At 58.9% G+C, this 22,320-nt stretch carries 20 protein-coding genes; 10 read left to right on the top strand and 10 right to left on the bottom strand.

Annotated elements, in window-relative coordinates; translation table 11 throughout:
• Positions 1–161 precede the first annotated feature (161 nt).
• Positions 162–1,415, bottom strand: coding sequence for a cytochrome-c peroxidase (locus MHN28_RS12900; protein WP_239340369.1), 1,254 nt, complete (start codon positions 1,413–1,415; stop codon positions 162–164).
• 33 nt (positions 1,416–1,448) lie between these two features.
• On the opposite strand from MHN28_RS12900, the gene MHN28_RS12905 reads away from it, so the two are divergent.
• Positions 1,449–1,919: a tetratricopeptide repeat protein gene (locus tag MHN28_RS12905; protein ID WP_239340371.1), complete on the top strand. Its 471-nt coding sequence runs from the start codon at positions 1,449–1,451 to the stop codon at positions 1,917–1,919.
• 32 nt (positions 1,920–1,951) lie between these two features.
• Here the strand turns inward: MHN28_RS12905 and dctP are convergent, their stop codons facing one another.
• The 6 genes from dctP to MHN28_RS12935 are packed head-to-tail and all read right to left on the bottom strand — an operon-like array spanning position 1,952 to position 7,527.
• Positions 1,952–3,013 carry a TRAP transporter substrate-binding protein DctP gene (dctP, locus tag MHN28_RS12910; protein WP_239340373.1) on the bottom strand — a complete coding sequence of 354 codons (1,062 nt, stop codon included), beginning with the start codon at positions 3,011–3,013 and terminating at the stop codon, positions 1,952–1,954.
• 24 nt (positions 3,014–3,037) lie between these two features.
• Positions 3,038–4,327 (bottom strand): TRAP transporter large permease, encoded by a 1,290-nt coding sequence (locus tag MHN28_RS12915; protein WP_239340375.1) that lies wholly within the window; start codon positions 4,325–4,327, stop codon positions 3,038–3,040.
• Entirely contained in the window at positions 4,328–4,915 is a 588-nt protein-coding gene (locus MHN28_RS12920; protein ID WP_239340377.1) for a TRAP transporter small permease, read from the bottom strand.
• A 52-nt stretch (positions 4,916–4,967) separates the two neighbouring features.
• Positions 4,968–5,483 carry a flavin reductase family protein gene (locus MHN28_RS12925; RefSeq protein WP_239340379.1) on the bottom strand — a complete coding sequence of 172 codons (516 nt, stop codon included), beginning with the start codon at positions 5,481–5,483 and terminating at the stop codon, positions 4,968–4,970.
• Positions 5,483–6,373 carry an aldo/keto reductase family oxidoreductase gene (locus MHN28_RS12930; RefSeq protein WP_239340381.1) on the bottom strand — a complete coding sequence of 297 codons (891 nt, stop codon included), beginning with the start codon at positions 6,371–6,373 and terminating at the stop codon, positions 5,483–5,485. Before MHN28_RS12930 ends, MHN28_RS12925 begins: the two co-directional genes overlap by 1 nt.
• Entirely contained in the window at positions 6,373–7,527 is a 1,155-nt protein-coding gene (locus MHN28_RS12935; RefSeq protein ID WP_239340383.1) for an LLM class flavin-dependent oxidoreductase, read from the bottom strand. Before MHN28_RS12935 ends, MHN28_RS12930 begins: the two co-directional genes overlap by 1 nt.
• A 106-nt stretch (positions 7,528–7,633) precedes the next feature.
• Here MHN28_RS12935 and MHN28_RS12940 point away from each other — a divergent pair, with 106 nt between their 5' ends.
• The 5 genes from MHN28_RS12940 to MHN28_RS12960 all read left to right on the top strand — a co-directional run bounded on the left by MHN28_RS12940 (position 7,634) and on the right by MHN28_RS12960 (position 13,283).
• A complete protein-coding gene (locus tag MHN28_RS12940) occupies positions 7,634–8,344 on the top strand; it encodes a GntR family transcriptional regulator (RefSeq protein ID WP_239340385.1) in 711 nt (236 codons plus the stop codon).
• A 12-nt stretch (positions 8,345–8,356) separates the two neighbouring features.
• Entirely contained in the window at positions 8,357–9,454 is a 1,098-nt protein-coding gene (locus MHN28_RS12945; RefSeq protein WP_239340387.1) for a Gfo/Idh/MocA family protein, read from the top strand.
• 159 nt (positions 9,455–9,613) lie between these two features.
• Positions 9,614–10,768 (top strand): phosphoserine transaminase, encoded by a 1,155-nt coding sequence (locus tag MHN28_RS12950; protein ID WP_239340390.1) that lies wholly within the window; start codon positions 9,614–9,616, stop codon positions 10,766–10,768.
• A 65-nt stretch (positions 10,769–10,833) separates the two neighbouring features.
• Complete coding sequence (gene serA, locus MHN28_RS12955; protein ID WP_239340392.1) at positions 10,834–12,429, top strand: phosphoglycerate dehydrogenase; 1,596 nt, start codon at positions 10,834–10,836, stop codon at positions 12,427–12,429.
• 119 nt (positions 12,430–12,548) lie between these two features.
• Positions 12,549–13,283 carry a metallophosphoesterase family protein gene (locus MHN28_RS12960; RefSeq protein WP_239340394.1) on the top strand — a complete coding sequence of 245 codons (735 nt, stop codon included), beginning with the start codon at positions 12,549–12,551 and terminating at the stop codon, positions 13,281–13,283.
• On the opposite strand, the gene MHN28_RS12965 is transcribed toward MHN28_RS12960, so the two are convergent.
• The 3 genes from MHN28_RS12965 to MHN28_RS12975 all read right to left on the bottom strand — a co-directional run bounded on the left by MHN28_RS12965 (position 13,273) and on the right by MHN28_RS12975 (position 16,959).
• Positions 13,273–14,790, bottom strand: coding sequence for a malonyl-CoA synthase (locus MHN28_RS12965; RefSeq protein WP_239340396.1), 1,518 nt, complete (start codon positions 14,788–14,790; stop codon positions 13,273–13,275). The two genes, MHN28_RS12960 and MHN28_RS12965, sit on opposite strands and share 11 nt — an antisense overlap.
• 83 nt (positions 14,791–14,873) lie before the next feature.
• Complete coding sequence (locus tag MHN28_RS12970) at positions 14,874–15,578, bottom strand: GntR family transcriptional regulator (RefSeq protein WP_239340406.1); 705 nt, start codon at positions 15,576–15,578, stop codon at positions 14,874–14,876.
• A 25-nt stretch (positions 15,579–15,603) separates the two neighbouring features.
• Positions 15,604–16,959 (bottom strand): formimidoylglutamate deiminase, encoded by a 1,356-nt coding sequence (locus tag MHN28_RS12975; protein WP_239340409.1) that lies wholly within the window; start codon positions 16,957–16,959, stop codon positions 15,604–15,606.
• An 81-nt stretch (positions 16,960–17,040) separates the two neighbouring features.
• Between MHN28_RS12975 and hutI the strand changes: the two genes are divergently transcribed.
• From hutI to hutU, 4 genes are read left to right on the top strand one after another with little or no spacing between them, the layout of a single operon-like run.
• Positions 17,041–18,249, top strand: a complete 1,209-nt coding sequence (gene hutI / locus MHN28_RS12980; protein WP_239340411.1) for an imidazolonepropionase — start codon at positions 17,041–17,043, stop codon at positions 18,247–18,249.
• Positions 18,246–19,781, top strand: coding sequence for a histidine ammonia-lyase (gene hutH, locus MHN28_RS12985; RefSeq protein WP_239340413.1), 1,536 nt, complete (start codon positions 18,246–18,248; stop codon positions 19,779–19,781). The genes hutI and hutH overlap by 4 nt, the downstream gene beginning before the upstream one ends.
• A complete protein-coding gene (gene hutG / locus MHN28_RS12990; RefSeq protein ID WP_239340415.1) occupies positions 19,781–20,599 on the top strand; it encodes an N-formylglutamate deformylase in 819 nt (272 codons plus the stop codon). The genes hutH and hutG overlap by 1 nt, the downstream gene beginning before the upstream one ends.
• Positions 20,596–22,278, top strand: coding sequence for a urocanate hydratase (gene hutU, locus MHN28_RS12995; protein WP_239340417.1), 1,683 nt, complete (start codon positions 20,596–20,598; stop codon positions 22,276–22,278). Before hutG ends, hutU begins: the two co-directional genes overlap by 4 nt.
• The last annotated feature ends 42 nt before the right edge of the window (positions 22,279–22,320 follow it).

Consider the following 22,320-nt stretch of genomic DNA (forward strand, 5'->3'; position numbering starts at 1 on the left):
CCCCCCGGGCTCCATGGGCGTCGACAAATACTGGTCCCCCGTCAACCGCGTCGACAACGCATACGGCGACAGAAACCTAATCTGCACATGCCCGCCAATGGACGCGTATGAGGAAGCCGCCGAGTAAGAGTAAGACCCCCGCATTAAAGCGGGGGTTGTTCTTAGGGAACGAAGTCGATGGGCACGCCAAATGGTGGGGTGTCCACGCTGCTGCCGGTCAACGCATGTAGAAATGCGACCAGATCGGTGATTTCCGCTTGTGACAGTGTCAACGGCGCGATGTCGATTTTACGGCGCACACGCTGCATCTCAAACTGGTCCTGCCAAACGACAAAATCCGCCTTTTGCAGCCACGGAACCTTTGGCAAAGCCGCCATTTCTGGCACCCAATTTGCCAAACTGGCCGCAGGATCCAGATGATGGCGGATCATGCTTTCAAGGTCGGGAAAGGCACCGTTATGTCCGTAAGGCGCGGTTAGGGCCACATTTCGCAGCATCGGGGTGCGGAAGCGATAGGCATCTTCGAGGCGATCACTTTCACCCATGCGGCCCACGTCGCGCACATAGGGGTCCCATTGCCGGGTGCGGCCGGGCCCAAAAGGTGGCAGGGCCAAAGCGTGGAATTTCTGGTCAGACAACAAAGGGCCGGAGTGACAGATCGAACACTGGGCTTTGCCGAAAAACAGGTCCATCCCGTTTGTCTGGGCAGGGGACAGCGCGTTGGTGTCGCCTGCAAGGTACTGGTCGAACGGGCTGTCTGTGCTGCGCCATTCAATGGCCATGAAAGCGGCCAGCGCATTTGCGATCTGGGTTATCGTGATGTCTTCGGCAGTCTCGATCCCTTCGAAGGCGGCAACCATTGCGGGGCCGTATTTTGGATCGGTACGCACACGTTTCGCCAAAATCGGCCAGCCCTTGTCTATGCGGTCATGCACCGCGCCTGTGACCTGATTTTCTGCAACGTTGCCGGCCATCTCGAACTGCGACGTGAGCGGGAACAGCGCTTGCGCGGCCAGCAGTGAGTTCAGCCCGCTGGGCAGCCACTCCTGTGCCGGTGAATTGAAACCGTTGCCATAGACATCCGAGATGCTCAGACGGCCATCGTGAAACACCGTATGAATGTCCTTGGCCCCGAGGTTCCACAGTCCCGGCGAATTTCGGGGAATACGTTTCCGGATTTTGTCGTCGCCTGTGCCCGGAGTGCGGTCAGGCCCCAGCCCTTGACCGCCTTCACCTATGCCAAGAGACAACCCGTCCGACGTGCCGAAATCCGGGTGATGGCAATGGGCGCAGGCGATGTTCTGATTGCCCGACAGGATCGGATCGTAAAACAGTTGATGACCGATGGCGGCCTGTTCCATATCAAAGGACAGAAAATCGTCATCTGTCAGCGGTCGTGGTAGTTCTTGTGCCATTGCCGTCCCGGCCCAGAGGAAAGCAGCCATCCCATGCGCAAGTTTGTTTTTGCCCTTTGTCTTCTTGCGTCTCCAGCGTTGGCCGAACTGGAACAGGCCCGTGACATGATGGAGGCGGGTGAGTTCGAAGCAGCGCGAGAAGAACTTTGGCCCGCCGCGCATTCTGGCAACGCCGAGGCTGAGGAGTTGATCGGTGTGATGTACGGCCTTGGTCTGGGTGTCGAACAGGACTATGAGAGGGCCTTTGAATGGTACTTGCGTGCTTCGATGAAGGGGCATCCCGGGGCGCAGTCTGGCGTCGGCTGGTACTATGAGCTGGGTCTGGGCATGCCCGCGCCCGATCTGGTTCGGGCTTACATGTGGTATACGCTCAGCGCCATTGGCGGTGATCCCGACGCGGCGATCAGCCTTGAGGAAGTGGTCAAGAAAATGTCGCCGGAGCAGATCGAAAAGGCTCATGTTCTGGTCAACGACTACAAAGGGTGGATGTACCCGTTTCGGTAAGGGCCGGACCATCAGGCCCGACCCACTATCGATTAGTTCAGATCGGCATCGCGCGACGCATTGATCTCGCCTTCGGCGATGGACACGGCTTCGGTCAGAGCGGCAAAGATTTCATCACCACGGGCCACGTTTGACTGGAACCATTCGTAAACAGGCGTGGCCGCATCTTTGAACGCGGCTTTCTGTTCGGGTGTCGGAACGTACAGATCGCCGCCGCCGGCAACGAAATCTTCATAGGCCTGGATCGACTTGCGCTTGGGCGAGGCAAAAGTGGCTTGCTGCAAAGCGTAGAAACCATCAACGACCACACGGCGCATATCCTCGGGCATCTCCTGGAACTTGGCGTTGTTCATCCACCACAGGGCACCCATGTATGCGTGACCGTCCAGCGTGACGTATTGCAGGCCAGCATCCGGGAATTTCATACCCATGATGTCGGTGATGCCGTTCTTGGAGCCTTCAACAACACCGGTCTGGAAACTGGTGAACAGTTCCGGCCACGGGATCGGAGTGGGCGAGGCGCCCAGTGCTTTGACCAGTTCCTGTGGCAGGTCGGCGACCACGGTGCGGATCTTCAATCCTTCCATGTCGGCGGGTTCGGCAATGCGGCGTTGCGTGTTCGCGAAGTTACGCCAGCCGCCCGTGTTGCCGATGGTCATCAGACGAATCGCGCCGCCGGAATCCTCCAACGCCATCTCGCGCATTGTGCGGGTGAAATCACCGGACAGTACACGCTCGGCCACACGGTCATCTGCCATCAGGTAGGGCAGGTCGAGGACCTGCACATAAGGGAAGATCCCCGAGGCTCCGCCAGAAGTAGAGATGTAGATGTCGATGGTGCCATCTGCCACACCCTGCAGGCATTCCGCGCCGTTCGAACACAGTTGCGTTCCGATGAACAGTTCGACTTCGATCGCACCGTTCGAAGCCGCTTCGACGTAGTTTTTGAAGACGATCAGGCCGTCATAATCTTCGTCGTTTTCATTCGAGTTCGCCGTAGCGCGCAGCGTGTAATCGGCGGCGGTTGCCGCAATGGCGGACGCGGCCACAAGCGATGTGGCCACCGCTGCGGTTTTGAAGAAAGATCTGAGCATGCGTTTCCTCCCTGTGGATCTCAGTCAGTTTGCAAATCCCGTTATGCGCGGGATCGTCATTGATAGTGCGGGGATATAGGTGATCAGAAAGATCACGATGATTTCGACAGCCAGGAATGGCAGGATCGCCTTGGCAATGGTTTCGACCTTTTCGCGTGACACGGCGGCGGCCACGAACAAAACCAGCCCCATGGGCGGTGTCGCAAGGCCAACGGTCAGGTTGACGCTCATGATGATCGCAAAGTGGATCGGATCAACGCCGAGGCTGGTAAAGATCGGGGCCAGGATTGGGCCAAGGATGATGATTGCGGGACCTGCGTCCAGGAACATTCCGACGATGAACAGCAGCAGGTTGATCAGAAACAGCAGGATCAGCGGGTTTTCCGACAGGCTGAGGATTAATGATGCCAGTTGTTCAGGCGCGTGGCTGAGGCTGACAACGGTTTTGAATGCCATCGCGGCACCGACAAGCAACAGGACGACGGCAGAGGTCAGCCCTGCATTGCTGAGAATCTCGGGAACCTCTTTCAGGGTCAACGTACGCAGGACAAAGAATCCGATGATGAAGGCATAGCCAACAGCGACGGCTGCCGCCTCGGTTGGCGTGAAGATCCCACCCAGAATACCGCCCAGAATGATGACAGGCGTCAAAAGGGGGAAGAACGCCTTGAGGCTGGCCTGGCGGCGCTCGGGCCAGGTGTATTTGCGGCTGGCGACCGGGAAGTCGTACTTGTCGGCCATGACCTTGATCATCAGCATCAGACCAACGCCCACCATGACACCCGGCACGATGCCAGCCAGGAACAGCGCCGCAACGCTTTCGCCCATAACATAAGCGTAGATGATCATGATGCCTGAAGGTGGGATGATCGGACCGATCACCGAGCTGGCTGCCGTGATGGCAGCGGCGAACTTTCGTGTATAGCCTTGCTTTTCCATTGCCGGGATCAGCATCGACCCAAGCGCCGATGTATCGGCCACGGCCGAGCCAGAGAGACCCGCAAAGAGGATGGAGCTCAGAACATTGACATGCGCCAAACCTCCCCGAAAGTGACCCATCAGAGCCTGACTGAATTCAACGAGGCGGATGGTGATGCCACCCCGATTCATCAGCTCTCCGGCCAGCATGAAGAAGGGGATCGCCATCAGTGGAAAGCTGTCCATGCCGTTATAGACATTGCGGTACAGCAGCGTGATGTCGTTGGTTTGGCCATTCAGCCATAGAAGGATACCGGGTGCAGCCAGCAAGGCGAAAAAGACCGGCAGGCCGATCAGCAGGAACACCAGAAACGTGGGCAGGAACCATATCAGCATTTATTCGGCCCCCACAGGTGCATCGGCGATGTCCGGCAGCAGATGTCCGCCGCCCATTAGGGTTACGAAGGCGCGCAGGATCAGTTCGATGTTTACCGAAATCAGCAGGATCACCCCCACCAACAGCGATGCCATCATCCAGCTGCGCGGGATGCGATACCACTCGTCAAAGCCAAGGGACGTTGGCAAGTACAGCGCGGCGGTGGCGAATTTTCCGCCAAACCCGGTGACCTCGGACCAGCCGATATTGACGGCTACCAGCAGTACGGCCAGCGAAATCAACAAGAGCAAGATATTCAAGATCTGACCCACTGCACGAGGCAGCATCAACGGTACCATGTCGATGGCGACGAACCCGCCACGCCGGAATGCCGTGGGCGCCATCAGGCCGGTCATCCATAACATGCAGAACCGTGCGGCCTCATCCGGCCAGGGTAGCGCGTTGCCCAGAACGTATCTGAAAAACACCTGAATCAGGATCGCGATCACCATAAGCGCAATCGCAACGATACCAACCGCGCGGCCCAATCGCAGCACGGTTTCATTCACAAACGCGATCGGCGCAAGCACCGATGTCAATCCGCCCATGCGGATCCTCCCTTTTCAGCCGCGAGTATTTCCCGCGACAGTTATCCCGCGCCTACTGGTGCGCGAATTGGCCGAGCTTTCCGGCGTAGAAGGTCAATGCGTCTCCGTCCGCCATACTGGCACGCAGGACCTTTCCAACAACAATCACGTGGTCGCCTGCATCGTGATAAGCGTGCTGCTCGCACTCGAAGCGGGCCAGGCAATCGGGCAGCAGCGGCGTTCCGTTTTCACAACGGTCGTGTTCGAGGTCCTGCAACGCGAAGGCGTCTTTCGAACATCCAAAGCACAGCTCGGCCTGTTCAGATGACAGGACGTGAACACTGAAATGGCGTGCCTCTTGGAAATAGCGGAACCGCCGGGAATTGCGGTCCCCCGCCCACATCACAAGCGGCGGATCCAGCGACAGCGACGAAAAGCTGTTGGCCGTGATGCAGACCGGTCCATCGGCGCTGTCGCAGGTGACGACGGTCACACCGGTGGCAAAGCGGCCAAAGGCGTCGCGCAGGGTTCGGGTATCGTCCTTATGCGGGACGAAGGTGTGGGTCATATCCTTTGAGATTGCATTCATCATGGTACCTCATGTCCCAGCGCCGCCTCGTACAGGCGGAACCAGCTCTCGCGATCCAGATTGACTTTCAGCGCATCGGAAATGCTTTTGATGCGGTCCAGATTGTTGGTGCCCAGAACCGGTAGAATGCCCGCCGGATGCGCCAACAGGAACGCTATCGCGACAGCGGCACGGTCCACGCCGAACTCTGCTGCGATCTCATCCGCAACCACTCCGACCGGAGGGTTGCCGGCCATCAACATGCCTCCACCAAGCGGAGACCAGGCCATCAGGGGGTGACCGTGTTGCTGGTGAAAGGCCAGATCGCCGTTGGTAAAAGGGCTGATCTCACCAAGCGAAATTTCGATTTGGTTGGTCACAAGCGGGGTTTTCATCGCCGACTGCAGCAGGTTCCAGTCCCGCGGGCGGAAATTAGAAACGCCAACCGCGCGCACCTTGCCGCTGGCGACGATTTCGTCCAATGCCGTCCCGGTTTCATTGTGGTCCATGAACGGGTCAGGTCGGTGGATCAGCAGCAGGTCGATATGGTCGATGGCCATTTCGGACAGAGACGTTTCGACCGACTTCAGGATATGCGCCCGCGAGGTGTCGTAGTATTTGACCTTCGCATGCGAATAGCGGCCGCAGGGCGCAACGATATCGCATTTGGTGACGATCTCCATCTTCTGGCGCAGTGCAGGGTTTTCCCGCAACGCAGCCCCAAGAACAGCCTCGGCGTTGTAGTCGCCGTAGATGTCGGCCTGATCGAAGGTGGTGATGCCCTGATCCAGACAGGCCTGAATCTTGGCCTCGACATGGGCTGCCGAGGTATCGCTGTCGTCGCCCAGGCGCCACATGCCATAAACAAGGCGGCTCATTTCCAGCGTGTCAGACAGTTTCACACGTTGCATCAGCGACGAACTCCGTTGCCCAGCGGAGTCGCTGGGGTGGTTGCAGGCACGCGCCCATAAGCTTCGGGCAGCGAGCAGGTTTTCAGGTTCGGCAGAACACGGCTGCCGAAATGGCGGGCTTCGTCCATGTGGGGATAGCCCGAGAAGATGAAGGCACGGATGCCCATCTTCTGATATTCTTCGATCTTGGACATGACTTGATCGGTCGACCCGACCAGCGCGGCGCCACAGCCAGAACGCGCACGTCCAACGCCTGTCCAGAGGCCGGGTTCGACATAGCCATACTCATCCGCCAGATCGCGGTTCTTGGCCTGATGCGCGACGCCCAGAGAAGTTGAATCCAAAGCCCGCTCTCGGATCGCGCGGCCGTATTCGTCATCCAGTTTCGAGACGATGTAATCGGCGTATTCCTGCGCCTCGGCCTCGGTATCGCGCACGATCATGTGCACGCGCAGGCCATAATCCAGCGTCCGGTTATAGGTCTCGGCAACAGTGTGAACGGCCTTCATCCGTTCGGCCAGTTGATCCTTGGTTTCGGGCCACATCAAGTAGACGTCACAATGCTCGCCGCACAGGTCCAGAGCCGACGGGGAATAGCCACCAAAGTACAGCAGCGGGCCGCCGGTCTGATAAGGTTTCGCCGGATCGGTGGTCAGGCCCGAGAAGTCATAGACCTCACCCGCATGATTGATTTCGTCCTGCGCCCAGGCCTGTTTCAGGATCTCGACCACCTCGCGCGAACGCTGATAGCGGTAGGCACTGTCGGCTTTCTCACCGGGGAAGTCGGATGAGATGATGTTGACCGTCAGCCGCCCCTTCAGCATGTGATCCAGCGTTGCGATTGTGCGGGCCAGCATGATCGGCTGCATCTCGCCGCAGCGGACGGCGGCCAGCATGTTGATCTTTTCGGTGATCGGCGCGCATCCCGCGACAAAGCTCAGCGTGTCCTGACCAACCTGATACGAGGACGGGCAGAGGATGTTCCGAAATCCCTGCGCTTCGGCTTCTTTCACGATGCCTGAGCAGTGGTCCCAGCTGGATCGCAGGTCGCCTTCCGGCACTCCGAGAAATTGATAATCGTCCGAACACAGCGCCGCGAACCACGAAACCTCGGCCGCGTCCAGATCGGGTGAGGTGATGGGGACGATGGTCATCTGATTCGTTCTCCGGTCGGCTGTGACTTTCCTCTTGCGTAGCAATCACATTGATGTAGATCAATGGTGTATCAATTTTTCCTGCGACCGAGTGAAGCGCCCCACGATGTCCTCAGCCAACCGAAACCCGAATGCTCTGCCTGTTTACGTCCAGATCGCAGAGCTTCTGATCCGCGACATTGCTGCTGGACGCCTGATCGATGGCGAGCGTTTGCCGCCGGAAAGAGATCTGGCAGCCGAACTGAAGGTTTCGGTCGGGACGCTGCGAAAATCGCTCGCTGAGCTTGAAAAAAAAGGAATGCTGGAACGTATTCAGGGATCCGGGAATTACGTTCGTGAGACCGGAACGCAGAACAGTGTTTACGCGATGTTCCGACTGGAATTGCCCGAGGGCGGCGGGTTGCCGCGCGCTGATATCCTCTCGGTCGATCATCTGAAAAAGCCTGCAGACCTCCCGCGTTTTGGGGCGTCTGAAATGGGATCGCGGGTGCGTCGGATGCGGTATTTGAATGACACAATTATCGCGGTCGAGGAAATCTGGCTGGATGATGCCGCCGGACGCATTGATCGGCAGCTGCTGTCGGACTCGCTGTATAGGTACTACCAGCACCAGCTTGGGTTCTGGATCACACGGGCCGAAGACAGGGTTTCGCTTGGGGCGCTGCCAGACTGGACGCCCCCTGACTTCACCAAACCAGCCGGGCAAACAGTCGGCTATATCGAACGGTTCAGCTGGTCGGAAAAACCCGAACCGGTTGAGTTTTCAAAAACATGGTTCGACCCGGATCGGGCCACCTATGTCCAACGACTGAAGTAAAAGGAACTGCGCATGACCCGGACCATCCACTACGGGCTGATCGGATGCGGTATGATGGGGCAGGAGCATCTGCACAACATTGCCCTGCTAGAGGGCACGCGCGTTTCAGCGATTTTCGAACCGGATGCCGGGATGGCGAAGGCGGCGCAGGCGATTGCGCCGGATGCGGTAATGGTGTCGTCGGTTGCCGAGTTGCTGGCGGTCGAAGACCTGGATTGCGTTGTCATCGTCAGCCCCAATCACCTGCACGTGGATCAGATCGAAGAGATTGCCCGGACGCGCCCGTTGCCGTTGTTGGTTGAGAAACCTCTTTTCACAGATCCGGTGGATGCGTCGCGACTTGAGGAGCTTCAGCGTGACTATCCGCACCCAATCTGGGTTGCGATGGAATACCGTTACATGCCGCCCATTGCTGCGCTGATTGCCGAGGCAGAGGCCACGGGCGGCGTAAAGATGCTGTCAATTCGCGAGCATCGGTTTCCGTTTCTGGAAAAGGTCGGGAACTGGAATCGGTTCAATCGGAATACGGGTGGCACTTTTGTCGAGAAATGCTGCCATTTCTTCGACCTGATGCGCCTGATCCTGCAATCCGACCCGGTGCGCGTCACTGCAAGCGGCGGGCAGGCGGTGAACCATCTGGACGAGACTTATGAGGGGGAAATGCCGGATATCCTAGATCATGGATATGTCCTCGTGGATTTCGCCTCGGGCGCGCGCGCAATGCTTGAATTGTGCATGTTCGCGGAGGGCTCCCGGTATCAAGAGGAAATCTCGGCCGTTGGGCCAGATGCCAAGATCGAAGCCTTGGTTCCGGGGCCGGGGCGGTTCTGGCCGGACCATCTGGGCGCGCCGCCGGTGCCGCAGGTCATCGTGAGCCCGCGTGACCCAAAGGGGCCTGTTTCAAAAGACATTCCCGTCGACCCGCACCTGCTGGCCGCCGGGGATCACAACGGCTCGACCTTCTATCAACATCAGGGCTTTCTGGCGGTTCTGAGGGGCGAAAAGGCTCAGCCGGACGTCACTCTGCACGATGGCCTCTGGGCCGTTCGCATGGGGCTGGCGGCACAAGAGGCGCTTGAAACCGGAGAGACGGTCCGCTTCAAGTCGTGATGCCGATAGGAAACTTGCGTTCCTGATTTGCACATAGTCGGGTGTCGTTTTTGGCACCCGATGCGTCTTTTCCGCTTGCTGAGCGATTTGCGACGCAATAGCTCTGTCCGTGGGACACCCCTCCCCAACGAGGGGCGTGTATCTGGAAGGGTAATACACATGAGCATTGAACAACCGGCAACGCGGCCGGCGAATCCGCGTTTCTCCTCTGGCCCCTGCGCCAAACCCCCCACATTTGATCTGACCAAACTGGCCGATGCCGCGCTGGGCCGGTCGCACCGAGCTGCGGTTGGCAAGGACAAGCTGAAAGCCGCGATCGAGGGTACGCGCGAGGTGCTGGGCATTCCGGCAGATTACAAGATCGGCATCGTTCCCGCCTCGGACACCGGCGCGGTTGAGATGGCGCTGTGGTCGCTGTTGGGCGAACGCAAGGTCGAGATGCTGGCCTGGGAAAGCTTTGGTTCCGGTTGGGTGACCGACGTCGTCAAGCAGCTGAAGATCGACGCCGAGGTCAAGACTGCGGATTACGGTCAGATCGTTGATCTGGCATCTGTCGATTTCGCCAATGACGTTGTCTTTACATGGAACGGTACGACCTCGGGTGTGCGAGTTCCAAACGGCGACTGGATCGCTGATGACCGTCAGGGATTGACGATTTGCGACGCGACCAGCGCAGCCTTTGCGATGGACCTGCCGTGGGACAAACTGGATGTGACCACCTTCAGCTGGCAAAAGGTGCTGGGCGGAGAAGCTGCCCATGGCATGCTGATCCTGTCGCCCCGTGCAGTAGAGCGGTTAGAGAGCTACACTCCCGCGTGGCCCCTGCCCAAGATTTTCCGCCTAACCAAAGGTGGCAAACTGATCGACGGTATCTTTACCGGAGCCACGATCAACACGCCGTCGATGCTGGCGGTCGAAGACTACCTGTTTGCCCTTGATTGGGCGCGCTCGGTCGGTGGTCTGCAAGGCCTGATCGCTCGCGCTGATGCCAATGCCGGTGCGGTGCATGCGTTCTGCGATCAGAACAACTGGATCGCCAATCTGGCCGAGGATGCGGCGACGCAGTCGAATACCTCGGTGTGCCTGAAATTCACCGACGCGCGAATTCAGGACGGTGCGACATTCGCCAAAGCCGTGGCCAAGCGGCTGGAAGCAGAGAATATCGCGCTGGACATTGGTGCCTACCGCGACGCGCCTGCGGGCCTGCGCATCTGGTGCGGCGGCACAGTCGAGACTTCGGATATCGAGGCGATGTTGCCCTGGCTGGCATGGGCTTTCGAGGCTGAGATTGCGGCGCAATCTGAGGCTGCCTGATCCTTTCCAATCTTCACCGGGCCGCCTCAGGCCCGGACATCTCATTACATTCAAGGACCACAAACATGGCTCCCAAAGTACTCGTCTCTGACAAGCTCAGCGAAACCGCTGTTCAGATTTTCCGTGACCGCGGCATCGACGTGGATTTCATGCCGGACCTCGGCAAGGACAAGGACAAATTGGCTGAAGTGATCGGCCAATATGACGGCCTTGCGATCCGGTCGGCCACCAAGGTGACGCCGACTATTCTGGAAAAGGCTGACAAGCTGAAAGTGATCGGCCGCGCCGGGATCGGCACCGACAATATCGACAAAGATGCGGCCTCGAAAAAAGGTGTGATCGTAATGAACACACCCTTCGGCAACATGATCACCACCGCCGAGCATGCGATTGCGATGATGTTCGCAGTGGCGCGTCAAATCCCCGAGGCCAGCACCTCGACCCATGCGGGTAAATGGGAAAAGTCCAAGTTTATGGGGATCGAACTGACCAACAAGACCCTGGGCGTTATCGGCGCAGGCAACATTGGCGGTATCGTCTGCGAGCGCGCGCTGGGCCTGAAAATGAAGGTGGTCGCCTATGATCCCTATCTGGGCGAAGAGAAAGCCGCAAAGATGGGTGTCGAAAAGGTCGAGCTGGACGAACTGCTGTCTCGGGCCGACTTTATCACCCTGCACGTGCCGCTGACCGATCAGACGAAAAACATCCTGAGCCGTGAGAATCTGGCCAAGACCAAGCCCGGTGTGCGGATCGTAAACTGCGCGCGCGGCGGACTGGTCGATGAGGCGGCTCTGGCCGAGATGCTGACAAACGGTCACGTTGCGGGTGCTGCCTTTGACGTGTTCAGCGAGGAACCAGCCAAGGATAACCCTCTGTTCAACCTGCCGAACGTGGTCTGTACGCCCCACCTTGGCGCGGCAACGACCGAAGCACAGGAAAACGTGGCGTTGCAGGTGGCCGAGCAGATCTCGAACTACTTGCTGACCGGTGCTGTCGAAAACGCGCTGAACATGCCCAGCGTGACCGCCGAAGAGGCCAAGGTCATGGGACCGTGGATCAAACTGGCGGGTCATCTGGGCAGCTTCATCGGCCAGATGACCGATGAGCCAATCAAGGCGATCAACATCCTCTATGACGGCGTTGCGGCGGAAATGAACCTGGCCGCACTGAACTGTTCCGTAGTCGCGGGGATCATGAAGAAATTCAATCCCGAGGTGAACATGGTCTCGGCCCCGGTCGTGGCAAAAGAACGCGGAATTCAGCTTTCGACAACCAACCAGGACAAGTCCGGGGCCTTTGAAGGCTACATCAAAGTGACCGTGGTGACCGAAAAGCGCGAACGTTCCATCGGGGGCACCGTGTTCAGCGATGGCAAGCCGCGTTTCATCCAGATCAAGGGTATCAATATCGACGCTGAAGTCGGCGCGCATATGCTCTACACCACGAACGAGGATGTTCCGGGCATCATCGGTGCGCTGGGTCAGACCATGGGCGAGAACAACGTGAACATCGCCAACTTTACGCTGGGCCGCTCCGAAGCCGGTGGCGAAGCCATCGCATTGCTTTACGTAGACGAGCCGGTTCCGGCCGAAGCGCGGGCGAAACTGGCGGAAACCGGGCTGTTCACCCAGATCAAACCGCTGGAATTCGACGTAGCCTGAGTTTTGGTCCAAAAAATTGTGATTTCGAAGATGCCCGTGCTTGAAAAGTGCGGGCATTGTCTTTTGTCTGCGATCAAGTTGCTTCCCAAGGCAGATTATATTTTGAAAGAGGCACCGTTTTGAGCACCACAGTTTACGCAATCGGCGACATTCATGGTCAGCTTGAGATGCTGCAGCAGGCGCTGAGCCTTATCGAAGCCGACGGTGGGACGGACGCCCGCGTGGTGTTTCTGGGTGATTACGTGGATCGTGGCCCGGACAGCCGCGCTGTTCTGGACCTCTTGGCCGCGGAACACCGCGCCGGGCGGAATTGGGTCTTTTTGCTTGGCAATCATGACCGGATGTTTGCCCGCTTCCTGCGCGATGGCTCCACGACCGAGGCCAAACTGCGGGTAGGGGAACACTGGTTGCATCATCGTCTGGGCGGGGCAGAGACCTTGGCGTCATACGGCGTCGTATTCTCGGAGGATGACCGCATCTACCGGCTTCTTGAGCGGGTGCGCGATGTTGTTCCGCAAACTCATATCGAGTTTCTGGACAGCCTTGTGACACATCATCAGGTACGAGAGGTGTTCTTTGCCCATGCAGGCATTCGCCCCGGTGTCGCTTTGGCGGATCAAACCGAAGAGGATCTGGTTTGGATACGGGGCGAGTTTCTGGACGACCCGCGCCCGCATCCCTGTCTGATTGTCCACGGCCACACGCCCGCTCAACGGGCCGAGCATCTTGGCAACCGGATCAACCTGGACGGCGGTGCCGGGATGGGCCGACCGCTGGTTCCGGCGGTGTTCGAGGGTCGCGACTGCTGGCTGTTAACCGAAAATGGCCGTGTGCCTTTGATCCCTAGTTCTTGACGAACAGGTCCCTGAACCGTTCGCGCAAGGCATTCTTCTGCACCTTGCCCATCGTGTTGCGCGGCAGTTCCTCCAGCACGATCAGCTTTCGGGGATGCTTGAACCGTGCCAACTCGTTCTGAACGCTGGCCAGAATGGCTTCAAGGTCATGCGTCCGGCCAGGTTCTGCCACCAGAAGGCCCAGCACTGTCTCGCCAAAATCAGGGTGCGGCACGCCGATCACGGCGCTTTCCAGCACGCCGGGTTGGTCGTCCAGCACCAGTTCAATCTCTTTGGGATAAATGTTGAACCCGCCCGAGATGATCAGGTCTTTGCCGCGCCCGACGATATGGACATAGCCATCCTCGTCCACGCGCCCCAGATCGCCTGTGATAAAGAACCCATCCGCTCGCAATTCCGCAGCAGTTTTTTCGGGCATCTGCCAGTACCCTTCGAACACGTTTGGGCCGCGTACTTCTATCATGCCGATCTCGCCTTGCGGCAGTGTTTCAGCTGTATCAGGGTCTGTTACCTTCAGTTCAACACCCGGCAGAGGAAACCCGACAGTCCCTGCGCGGCGTTCACCGTCATAGGGGTTCGAAGTGTTCATGTTGGTTTCCGTCATCCCATAGCGTTCAAGGATGCGGTGCCCGGTGCGCGCCTCAAACCGTTCATGGGTTTCAGCCAGCAAAGGGGCCGAGCCCGAGATGAACAGCCGCATGTGTCGCGCCAGATCGCCGGTAAAGTGCTCATCCCCCAACAGTCGGGTATAGAAGGTCGGCACACCCATCATCGAGGTTGCCTGGGGCATAAGACGCAGGATGTCATCCAGATCGAATTTCGGCAGAAAGATCATTGACCCGCCCGAGGCCAGAATGATGTTCGTCGCGACAAACAGGCCGTGGGTGTGAAAGATAGGAAGGGCATGCAGCAGCACGTCTTCCTTGGTAAACCGCCATTCCTGTACCAGCGTCTCGGCATTGGACAACAGGTTTTCCTGCGTCAGCATCGCACCTTTCGACCGTCCGGTTGTGCCAGAGGTATATAGAAAGGCGGCAAGGTCTTCCTCGGCCCTCTTCACCGGTTCAAATGCTGGCAGCATACCCAACGCCCGGCGCATGAGGGTGCCGGATCCGTCAGCGTTTAGCGTCTCTAATCTGGCGTTTTGCGCCTCGGCGATCGGTGTCAGTTCCGCCTCGCTTGCGGCGTCACAGACCACCAGTGCCGCGCCGCTGTTTTCGATGAAACAGCTGAGTTCGCCTGCCTTGTAGGCAGTATTCAGCGGCAGAAAGATCAGCCCGGTCTGAGCGCAAGCGGCGTATAGCGCCAGTGCTTCTGGCGACTTCTCCACCTGAACCGCAACCCGGTCGCCGGGCTCAAGCTCAAACCCTGTCAACGCGTTGGCAATCCGGGCTGCCATGTCCAGAAATACCGCGTGTGTGATGATTTGGCCGTCTGGCAGATGCAGGAATGGCGTATCCTCGCCTGCATGAATACCAAACAGTCGGTCATACAGTGGGTTGCCCATCCCATAGTTCCTTCGCGCCGGACCAAATTGCTCTGAATCTGGCGTGGATTACAGAGACGGTAAAGCGGAAATCGAAGTCAAATTCAGAACTGTGTGGTCATGCGGTAACCGGCGGCAAAATACATCTTCGCGAAGGTGACCGGCTGACCCTCCAGCCATGTGATCCTCTCGCCCGTGAACACCGGTTCGCCCACGGGGACATCCAAGAACCCAGCCACGGTTTCGTCAGCACGGCTGGCCAGGAAACTCAGCTCTACGTTGGTGAAAGGAACGGTTTGGATCAGCCACTCATTCGGGCCGATGGCAGCAAAATCCGCCTCAGTTACCTGCGGAACCGAGTCGATGACGATCCAGCGATCTTCGTACTGGAACGGGGTGTTGCCGTTGAAATGCATGCAGCGCACATGCATGACGCATTGATCCGGGTTCAACGCGAGACGCGCACGCAGCCAATCCGGGGCGTTCGAGACTTCCGACGAAACCAGCGCATAGCGATAGGTGCCGCCCAACGCCTCGACCTCGTCCCGCACCATGGGGATGGTAAAGCGGGCCTGCCGTTGCGGTGCGCTCAGGACGCGCGTGCCCGCTTTTCGACGACGCTCCAGATAACCTTCTTCGGCCAGTTCCCGCAGCGCGCGGTTCACCGTGGTCCGAGTGCAGGAAAATTCGACGGCAAGGTCCTGTTCATTCGGCAGCAGAGAATCGGGCCGCCACTGACCCGACCGAATGCGCGCCAGCACGGTTTCCTTGATGTCCCTGTAGCTGGTGGTTTCCGTCGGTTGAGCCATAGCCTGCTTTCCTTGATAGGTCGATTTAGACGTCAGCGAGAAGATCGGCAATTGCTGACCGATAGGCAGGGATGATCCTGTCCCGGTATACGTGGCGGCCTTGCTGCACCATGTGCCTTCCGGCCGACCACAGATCTGTCACCAACCCATCCGGGGCAGCAAAACTAAGGCCGTCCAGCAATTGTTCGTCGGTCAACGCACACAGCGTGGGATGGGTCCGGTCGATTGCAACGAGATCCGCCAGTTTGCCGACAGCTATTTCCCCGGCATTCCGCCCCAAGGCCTGGGCTCCCCCTAACGCGGACGCGGTGTAAAGCGCCTGACCGACCGACCCTTCGTCCTTGACCAGAACAGTTCGCGATTGGTCCCTCAGCCGTTGGGAGTACTCCAGCGTCCGCAGCTCCTCGGGCAGGGATATCCTAATATTAGAGTCTGATCCGACCCCAAATCGCCCGCCTTCGTTGATGTATTCGGCGCCGTTGAAGATGCCGTCACCCAGGTTGGCCTCGGTGATCGGACACAACCCCGCAACCGCGCCGGACTGCGCCAGAGCACGGGTTTCTTCGTCCGTCATGTGGGTTGCATGGATCAGGCACCAACGATGGTCGACCTCTGCATTGTCCAGCAACCAGGCAACTGGGCGCTGACCCAGAGCCGCTTCGACATCAGCGACTTCTTTGACCTGTTCCGCGATGTGAATGTGCACCGGACCATTAGGAGTGGCGTGCAGTACATTCTGCAAATCTGTGGGCGAAGTTGCCCGCAGTGAGTGCGGAGCGATCCCGATGACTGAGTCTGTATGAGGCAGCGCCGCTCGGCATTCCTCGACCAGATGCAAGAACCGATCCGGCGCATTGCCAAATCGTAATTGCCCGCCCGTCAAAGGTTGCTGTTCGACGCCGCCGTAAGTGTAGAGAACAGGAAGGTGAGTCAGTCCGATACCGGTTTGGTTGGCCGCAGAAAATACGCGCTGGCTTAGTTCGGACATGCGGTCGTAAGGTGTTCCGCCCGGTTCGTGATGGACATAATGAAACTCGCCGACCGAGGAATACCCGGCCTCCTGCATCTCCATAAAGACCAGCGCCGCAATGGCTTCGACGTGATCTGGCGTCAGCTTGTCCAGAAATCGATACATCAGAGTGCGCCAGGTCCAAAAGCTCTCGCGCCCGGCGGCGCGGACCTCGGTCATACCGGCCATGGCGCGTTGAAACGCGTGGCTGTGCAGGTTGCCCAGGGCCGGCAGCAGCACATCAACTTGTGTGTCACCGCGCAGCGCAGACGTTCCGGTTTGCACGTTCAGAATCTGCCCATGCTCGATTTCTACCCGCAAGTTGCTGACCCAATCAGAGCCTAACAAAGCGGTTTTTGCGTGGATCGACATCGTATTTCCATTTTGTGTAGACTTTAACTTTTTATACGTATACGAAAAAACCAACTGCAAAGGGAGCCCAAAAGAATCGTCATGGTGAAAAAATCTGTTCTTTTCAGCACGCGGGTGGCGACCATGGTCCATGGGGCCGAGCCTTACGGGATGGTCAAGGACGCGGCGCTCGCTGTCGACGGCGGAAAGGTCGTTTGGATTGGGCCCAAAGAGGCGCTGCCCGAAAAATATGACGATTGGTCCGCGACGGATTACGGCGACCGGCTGATCACGCCTGCTCTGATCGATGCCCACACACATGTGGTGTTCGGTGGGAACAGGGCGGTCGAGTTCGAAATGCGCCTGAACGGAGCCTCATATGAGGAAATAGCGCGCGCGGGCGGTGGCATTCTGTCCACGGTCACCGCGACCCGCTTGGCCAGTGAGGATGAACTGTTGGCGGATGCCTTGACCCGAGTGGATGCGTTGCTGTCCGAAGGGGTGTCCTGCATCGAGGTTAAGTCGGGCTACGGGTTGGACACGGATACCGAGTTGAAGATGTTGCGCTCTGCGCGCCGGATCGCCGAAGCGCGTCCGGTTCGCGTAAAGACCAGCTTTCTGGGCGCACATGCGGTGCCGCCCGAGTACAAAGCACACCCGGACGACTACATTGACAACGTTTGTATACCCACCCTGCGCCGGGCCCACGAAGAAGGGCTGGTGGATGCCGTAGACGGGTTTTGCGAAGGGATCGCCTTTAACCCGGCGCAGATCGCTCGTGTCTTTGACGTTGCAAAAGAGTTGGACCTTCCTGTCAAGCTCCACGCAGAGCAGCTTTCGAATCTGGGCGGCGCGGCGCTAGCGGCCTCGTATGGCGCGCTATCCGCCGATCATATTGAATACCTGGACGAGGCAGGTGTTGCCGCGATGGCGAAGGCTGGCACCGTTGGCGTGTTGCTGCCCGGGGCTTTTTACACGCTGCACGAGACACAAGTGCCGCCGGTTGACCTGTTACGCCAGTACGGGGTGCCGATCTCACTTGCGACGGACTGCAATCCCGGTTCGTCTCCTTTGACCTCGCTGTTGCTGACCATGAACATGGCTTGCACGCTGTTCCGTCTGACACCCGAAGAGGCGTTGACCGGTGTTACGCGTCACGCCGCGCAAGCCCTCGGGTTGGATGACACGGGGAAGATTGCTCCGGGTCAGCGCGCGGATCTGGCGGTCTGGGACGTCGAACATCCGGCCGAGCTGTCCTACCGCATTGGCTTCAATCCACTACACACACGCATTTCCGGAGGTTCGGTATGAAGGCCCTCTCGCTTGTCCCCGGACAGGTTACCTTGTCTGATCTGGCAGAGGTTTATTGGAACCAAACGGCCGTATCGCTGGAGCCCGCTTTCAGACCCATTGTGGAGTCTGCAGCCCGACGTATTCTGGACGCTGCGGCCGGTGAAGACCCCGTTTATGGCGTCAACACTGGGTTTGGCAAACTGGCCAGCCACAAGATTGCCGCCAAGGACACATCGACCCTCCAGCGTAATCTGATCCTCAGCCATTGCTGCGGTGTGGGTCCTGCGGTGTCACGTCGTGTCACGCGGTTGATGATGACCCTGAAGTTGCTGTCTTTTGGTCGTGGTGCGTCGGGCGTTCGTTGGGAATTGATCGATCTTCTGCAACAGATGCTGGCCAAAGGCGTTACGCCGGTGATCCCGGCACAAGGCTCTGTCGGTGCATCGGGTGACCTTGCGCCGCTGGCCCATATGACCGCTGTCGTCATTGGGGCAGGGAAAGCTGAGGTCAACGGTTCCATCCTGTCGGGTGACGAAGCGCTGAAATCCGTCGGATTAGAGCCTATTGAGTTGGGTCCGAAAGAAGGGTTGGCCTTTATCAACGGTACCCAGTTTTCGACTGCATTTGCGCTGGCGGGTTTGTTCGAGGCCTGGCGCGCCGCGCAGAGCGCGCTTGTGATCTCTGCCCTGTCGACCGATGCGATCATGGGGTCGACCGCTCCGCTACAACCCGAGATTCACACTTTGCGCGGTCACCGGGGGCAGACCGAGGCCGCCAGTGCCATGCGCGCCGCCCTGGCTGGGTCCGAAATCCGGGAAAGCCACCGGGATGGCGATACCCGCGTTCAGGACCCTTACTGCATCCGGTGTCAGCCACAGGTCACGGGTGCGGCGATGGACGTCATGCGTCAGGCCGCAGCTACGCTTGAGATCGAGGCCAACGCTGCCACCGATAACCCCCTTGTGCTGACTGAAGCCGGGATCATTGTTTCGGGTGGTAACTTCCATGCAGAACCGGTTGGCTTTGCTGCCGACATGATTGCGCTGGCGCTGTCTGAGGTCGGCGCAATTGCGCAACGGCGCATCGCGTTGATGGTGGACCCGACGCTCAGCTTTGACCTGCCGCCGTTCCTGACGCCAGACCCCGGACTGAACTCTGGCCTGATGATTGCCGAGGTTACTACGGCTGCGCTGATGAGCGAGAACAAGCACCTCGCCAACCCTTGTGTAACTGACAGTACCCCGACCTCAGCCAACCAAGAGGATCATGTGTCGATGGCCGCGCATGGCGCGCGACGTCTGACACGGATGGTCGAGAACCTGAATTACATTCTGGGCGTTGAACTGCTGTGTGCGGCGCAGGGAGTGGAGTTTCGCGCACCTCTGGCAACAAGTGAGCCGTTGCAACACGTGATCAACAGGCTTCGGGCAGACATTCCTCCGCTGGCAGAGGATCGCTATCTGGCGCCGGAACTGGAGACCTCTAAGCAACTGGTGGCTGAGGGCGAGATTCTTGCGGCCGTGGGCACGCCGATGCCGGGGTTGTACTAATGCAGGTCTTCAGCGTTCAACGTGGTGACGGGCCTGTGGTCCTGGGTCAGCCGCATGGGGGGACCTATGTGCCCGATGAAATAGCGGCCCGTCTGAATGACACCGGGCGCGGTTTGGCGGATACGGACTGGCACATAAACAGGCTCTATGAGGGGCTTTTAGGCAGCGCCACTGTCGTTCAGTCCCATGTGCACCGCTATGTCATCGATGCGAACCGTGACCCCGCAGGGGCCTCGCTGTATCCCGGACAGAACACGACGACCTTGGTGCCCCTGACCGATTTTGACGGGCAGCCGATCTGGCGACCGGGCCAAGAGCCGTCAGCGGATGAGGTCGAGGACCGGCGGCGAAAGTTCCACGCTCCGTACCATGCTGCTTTGCAAGAAGAGCTGAGCAGAGTGTGGGACAGGCACGGGGTAGCGATCCTGTTTGATTGCCACTCGATCCGCTCGGTGATTCCGTTTCTGTTCGAGGGCGAGCTGCCAGTGTTCAATACTGGAACGAATGACGGGCAGACATGTGATCCGGCGATTGAACAGGAGGTGCACCAAGTTGCCGCCAATGCTGGCGGATTTGACGCGGTTCTGAACGGTCGTTTTCGAGGCGGCTGGACCACCCGGCATTATGGTCGTCCGGACGAGGGCATCCATGCCATCCAGATGGAGATCGCCCAGCGGGCGTATATGGATGAAACGCCGCCTTGGGCATGGCGCGAGGATCGTGCCGCAAATCTCCGCCCTCATTTAAAAACCATGCTGACCCGCCTAAACGAACTTGCCCTTTCGGGCGCACTTACCGCACAAGGAGCCCAGACATGAGCGATCCGCGCAAGAATACCCGCGACATCTATCCGCCGACCGGCCCCGAGTTGAACACCAAAAGCTGGGTGACAGAAGCCCCCCTGCGGATGCTGATGAACAACCTACACCCGGATGTGGCCGAGAATCCGCATGAGCTGGTGGTCTATGGCGGCATTGGTCGCGCGGCGCGGACATGGCAGGATTTCGACACTATTGTTGCCGGTTTAAAGGATTTGGAAGAGGACGAGACCCTGATTGTCCAGTCCGGAAAGCCTGTTGCGATTATCCGGACACACAAGGACGCACCGCGGGTGCTGATCGCCAACTCGAACATCGTTCCGCATTGGGCGACCTGGGACCACTTCAACGAGCTCGATAAGAAGGGCCTGATGATGTACGGCCAGATGACGGCTGGCTCGTGGATCTACATCGGCACCCAGGGCATTGTTCAGGGCACGTATGAGACATTTGCCGAGGCCGGACGTCAGCACTATGACGGCGATCTGACCGGCAAGTGGATTCTGACCGGCGGGCTGGGCGGCATGGGCGGCGCGCAACCGTTGGCTGCGGTGTTTGCCGGGGCCTGTTGTCTGGCCGTTGAGTGCAACCCGGACAGCATCGATTTCCGCCTGCGCACGAAATACCTCGACGAAAAGGCGGAAACGCTGGATGAGGCGCTCGAGATGATCGACCGCTGGACCAAAGCGGGTGAGGCGAAGTCCGTAGGTTTGCTGGGTAATGCGGCAGAGATCTTCCCCGAGATATACCGCCGGATGGCCGAGGGCGGAATGCGCCCGGATATCGTCACCGACCAGACCAGCGCCCACGATCCGATCAACGGCTACCTGCCGCTGAGCTGGACCATGGGAGAGTGGCGCGAGAAGCGTGAAAAAGACCCTAAAGCAGTAGAAAAGGCCGCTCGTGTCTCGATGAAACAGCACGTGGCCGCGATGGTGGATTTCTGGAATGCGGGCGTTCCAACGCTGGATTATGGCAACAACATCCGGCAAGTGGCGCAGGATGAGGGGCTTGAGAATGCCTTTGCCTTCCCGGGTTTCGTGCCTGCCTACATCCGTCCATTGTTCTGCAAGGGCATCGGCCCTTTCCGCTGGTGTGCCCTGTCGGGCGATCCTGAGGACATCTACAAAACCGATGCCAAGATGAAGGAGCTGTTCCCCGAGAACGAGCACCTGCATCGCTGGATCGACATGGCGCAGGAGCGGATCGCGTTTCAGGGTCTGCCGGCGCGTATTTGCTGGATTGGTCTGGGTGACCGGCACCGAGCTGGGCTGGCGTTCAACGAGATGGTGGCCAATGGCGAACTGAAAGCGCCGGTTGTGATTGGTCGCGACCATCTGGACTCCGGTTCTGTTGCTAGCCCCAACCGCGAGACTGAGGCGATGCTGGACGGCTCGGATGCTGTTTCGGATTGGCCTCTTTTGAATGCTCTAATCAATACCGCGAGTGGTGCGACGTGGGTCTCGCTGCACCACGGTGGCGGCGTCGGAATGGGATTCAGCCAGCACGCGGGGGTCGTGATCTGTGCTGATGGAACCAAGGATGCCGCGCGGCGGTTGGAGCGCGTTCTCTGGAACGACCCGGCCTCGGGTGTCTGGCGCCACGCGGATGCGGGGTACGACATTGCCAAGGATTGCGCGCGTGAACATGGGCTACGCCTGCCGGGTATTTTGGGCTAGTTCGAAACTGTCTCTGGCGAAAATGCTGCACCTGCGATATGC

The sequence above is a fragment of the Ruegeria sp. Ofav3-42 genome, assembly GCF_022347725.1.
Lineage (GTDB): Bacteria > Pseudomonadota > Alphaproteobacteria > Rhodobacterales > Rhodobacteraceae > Ruegeria.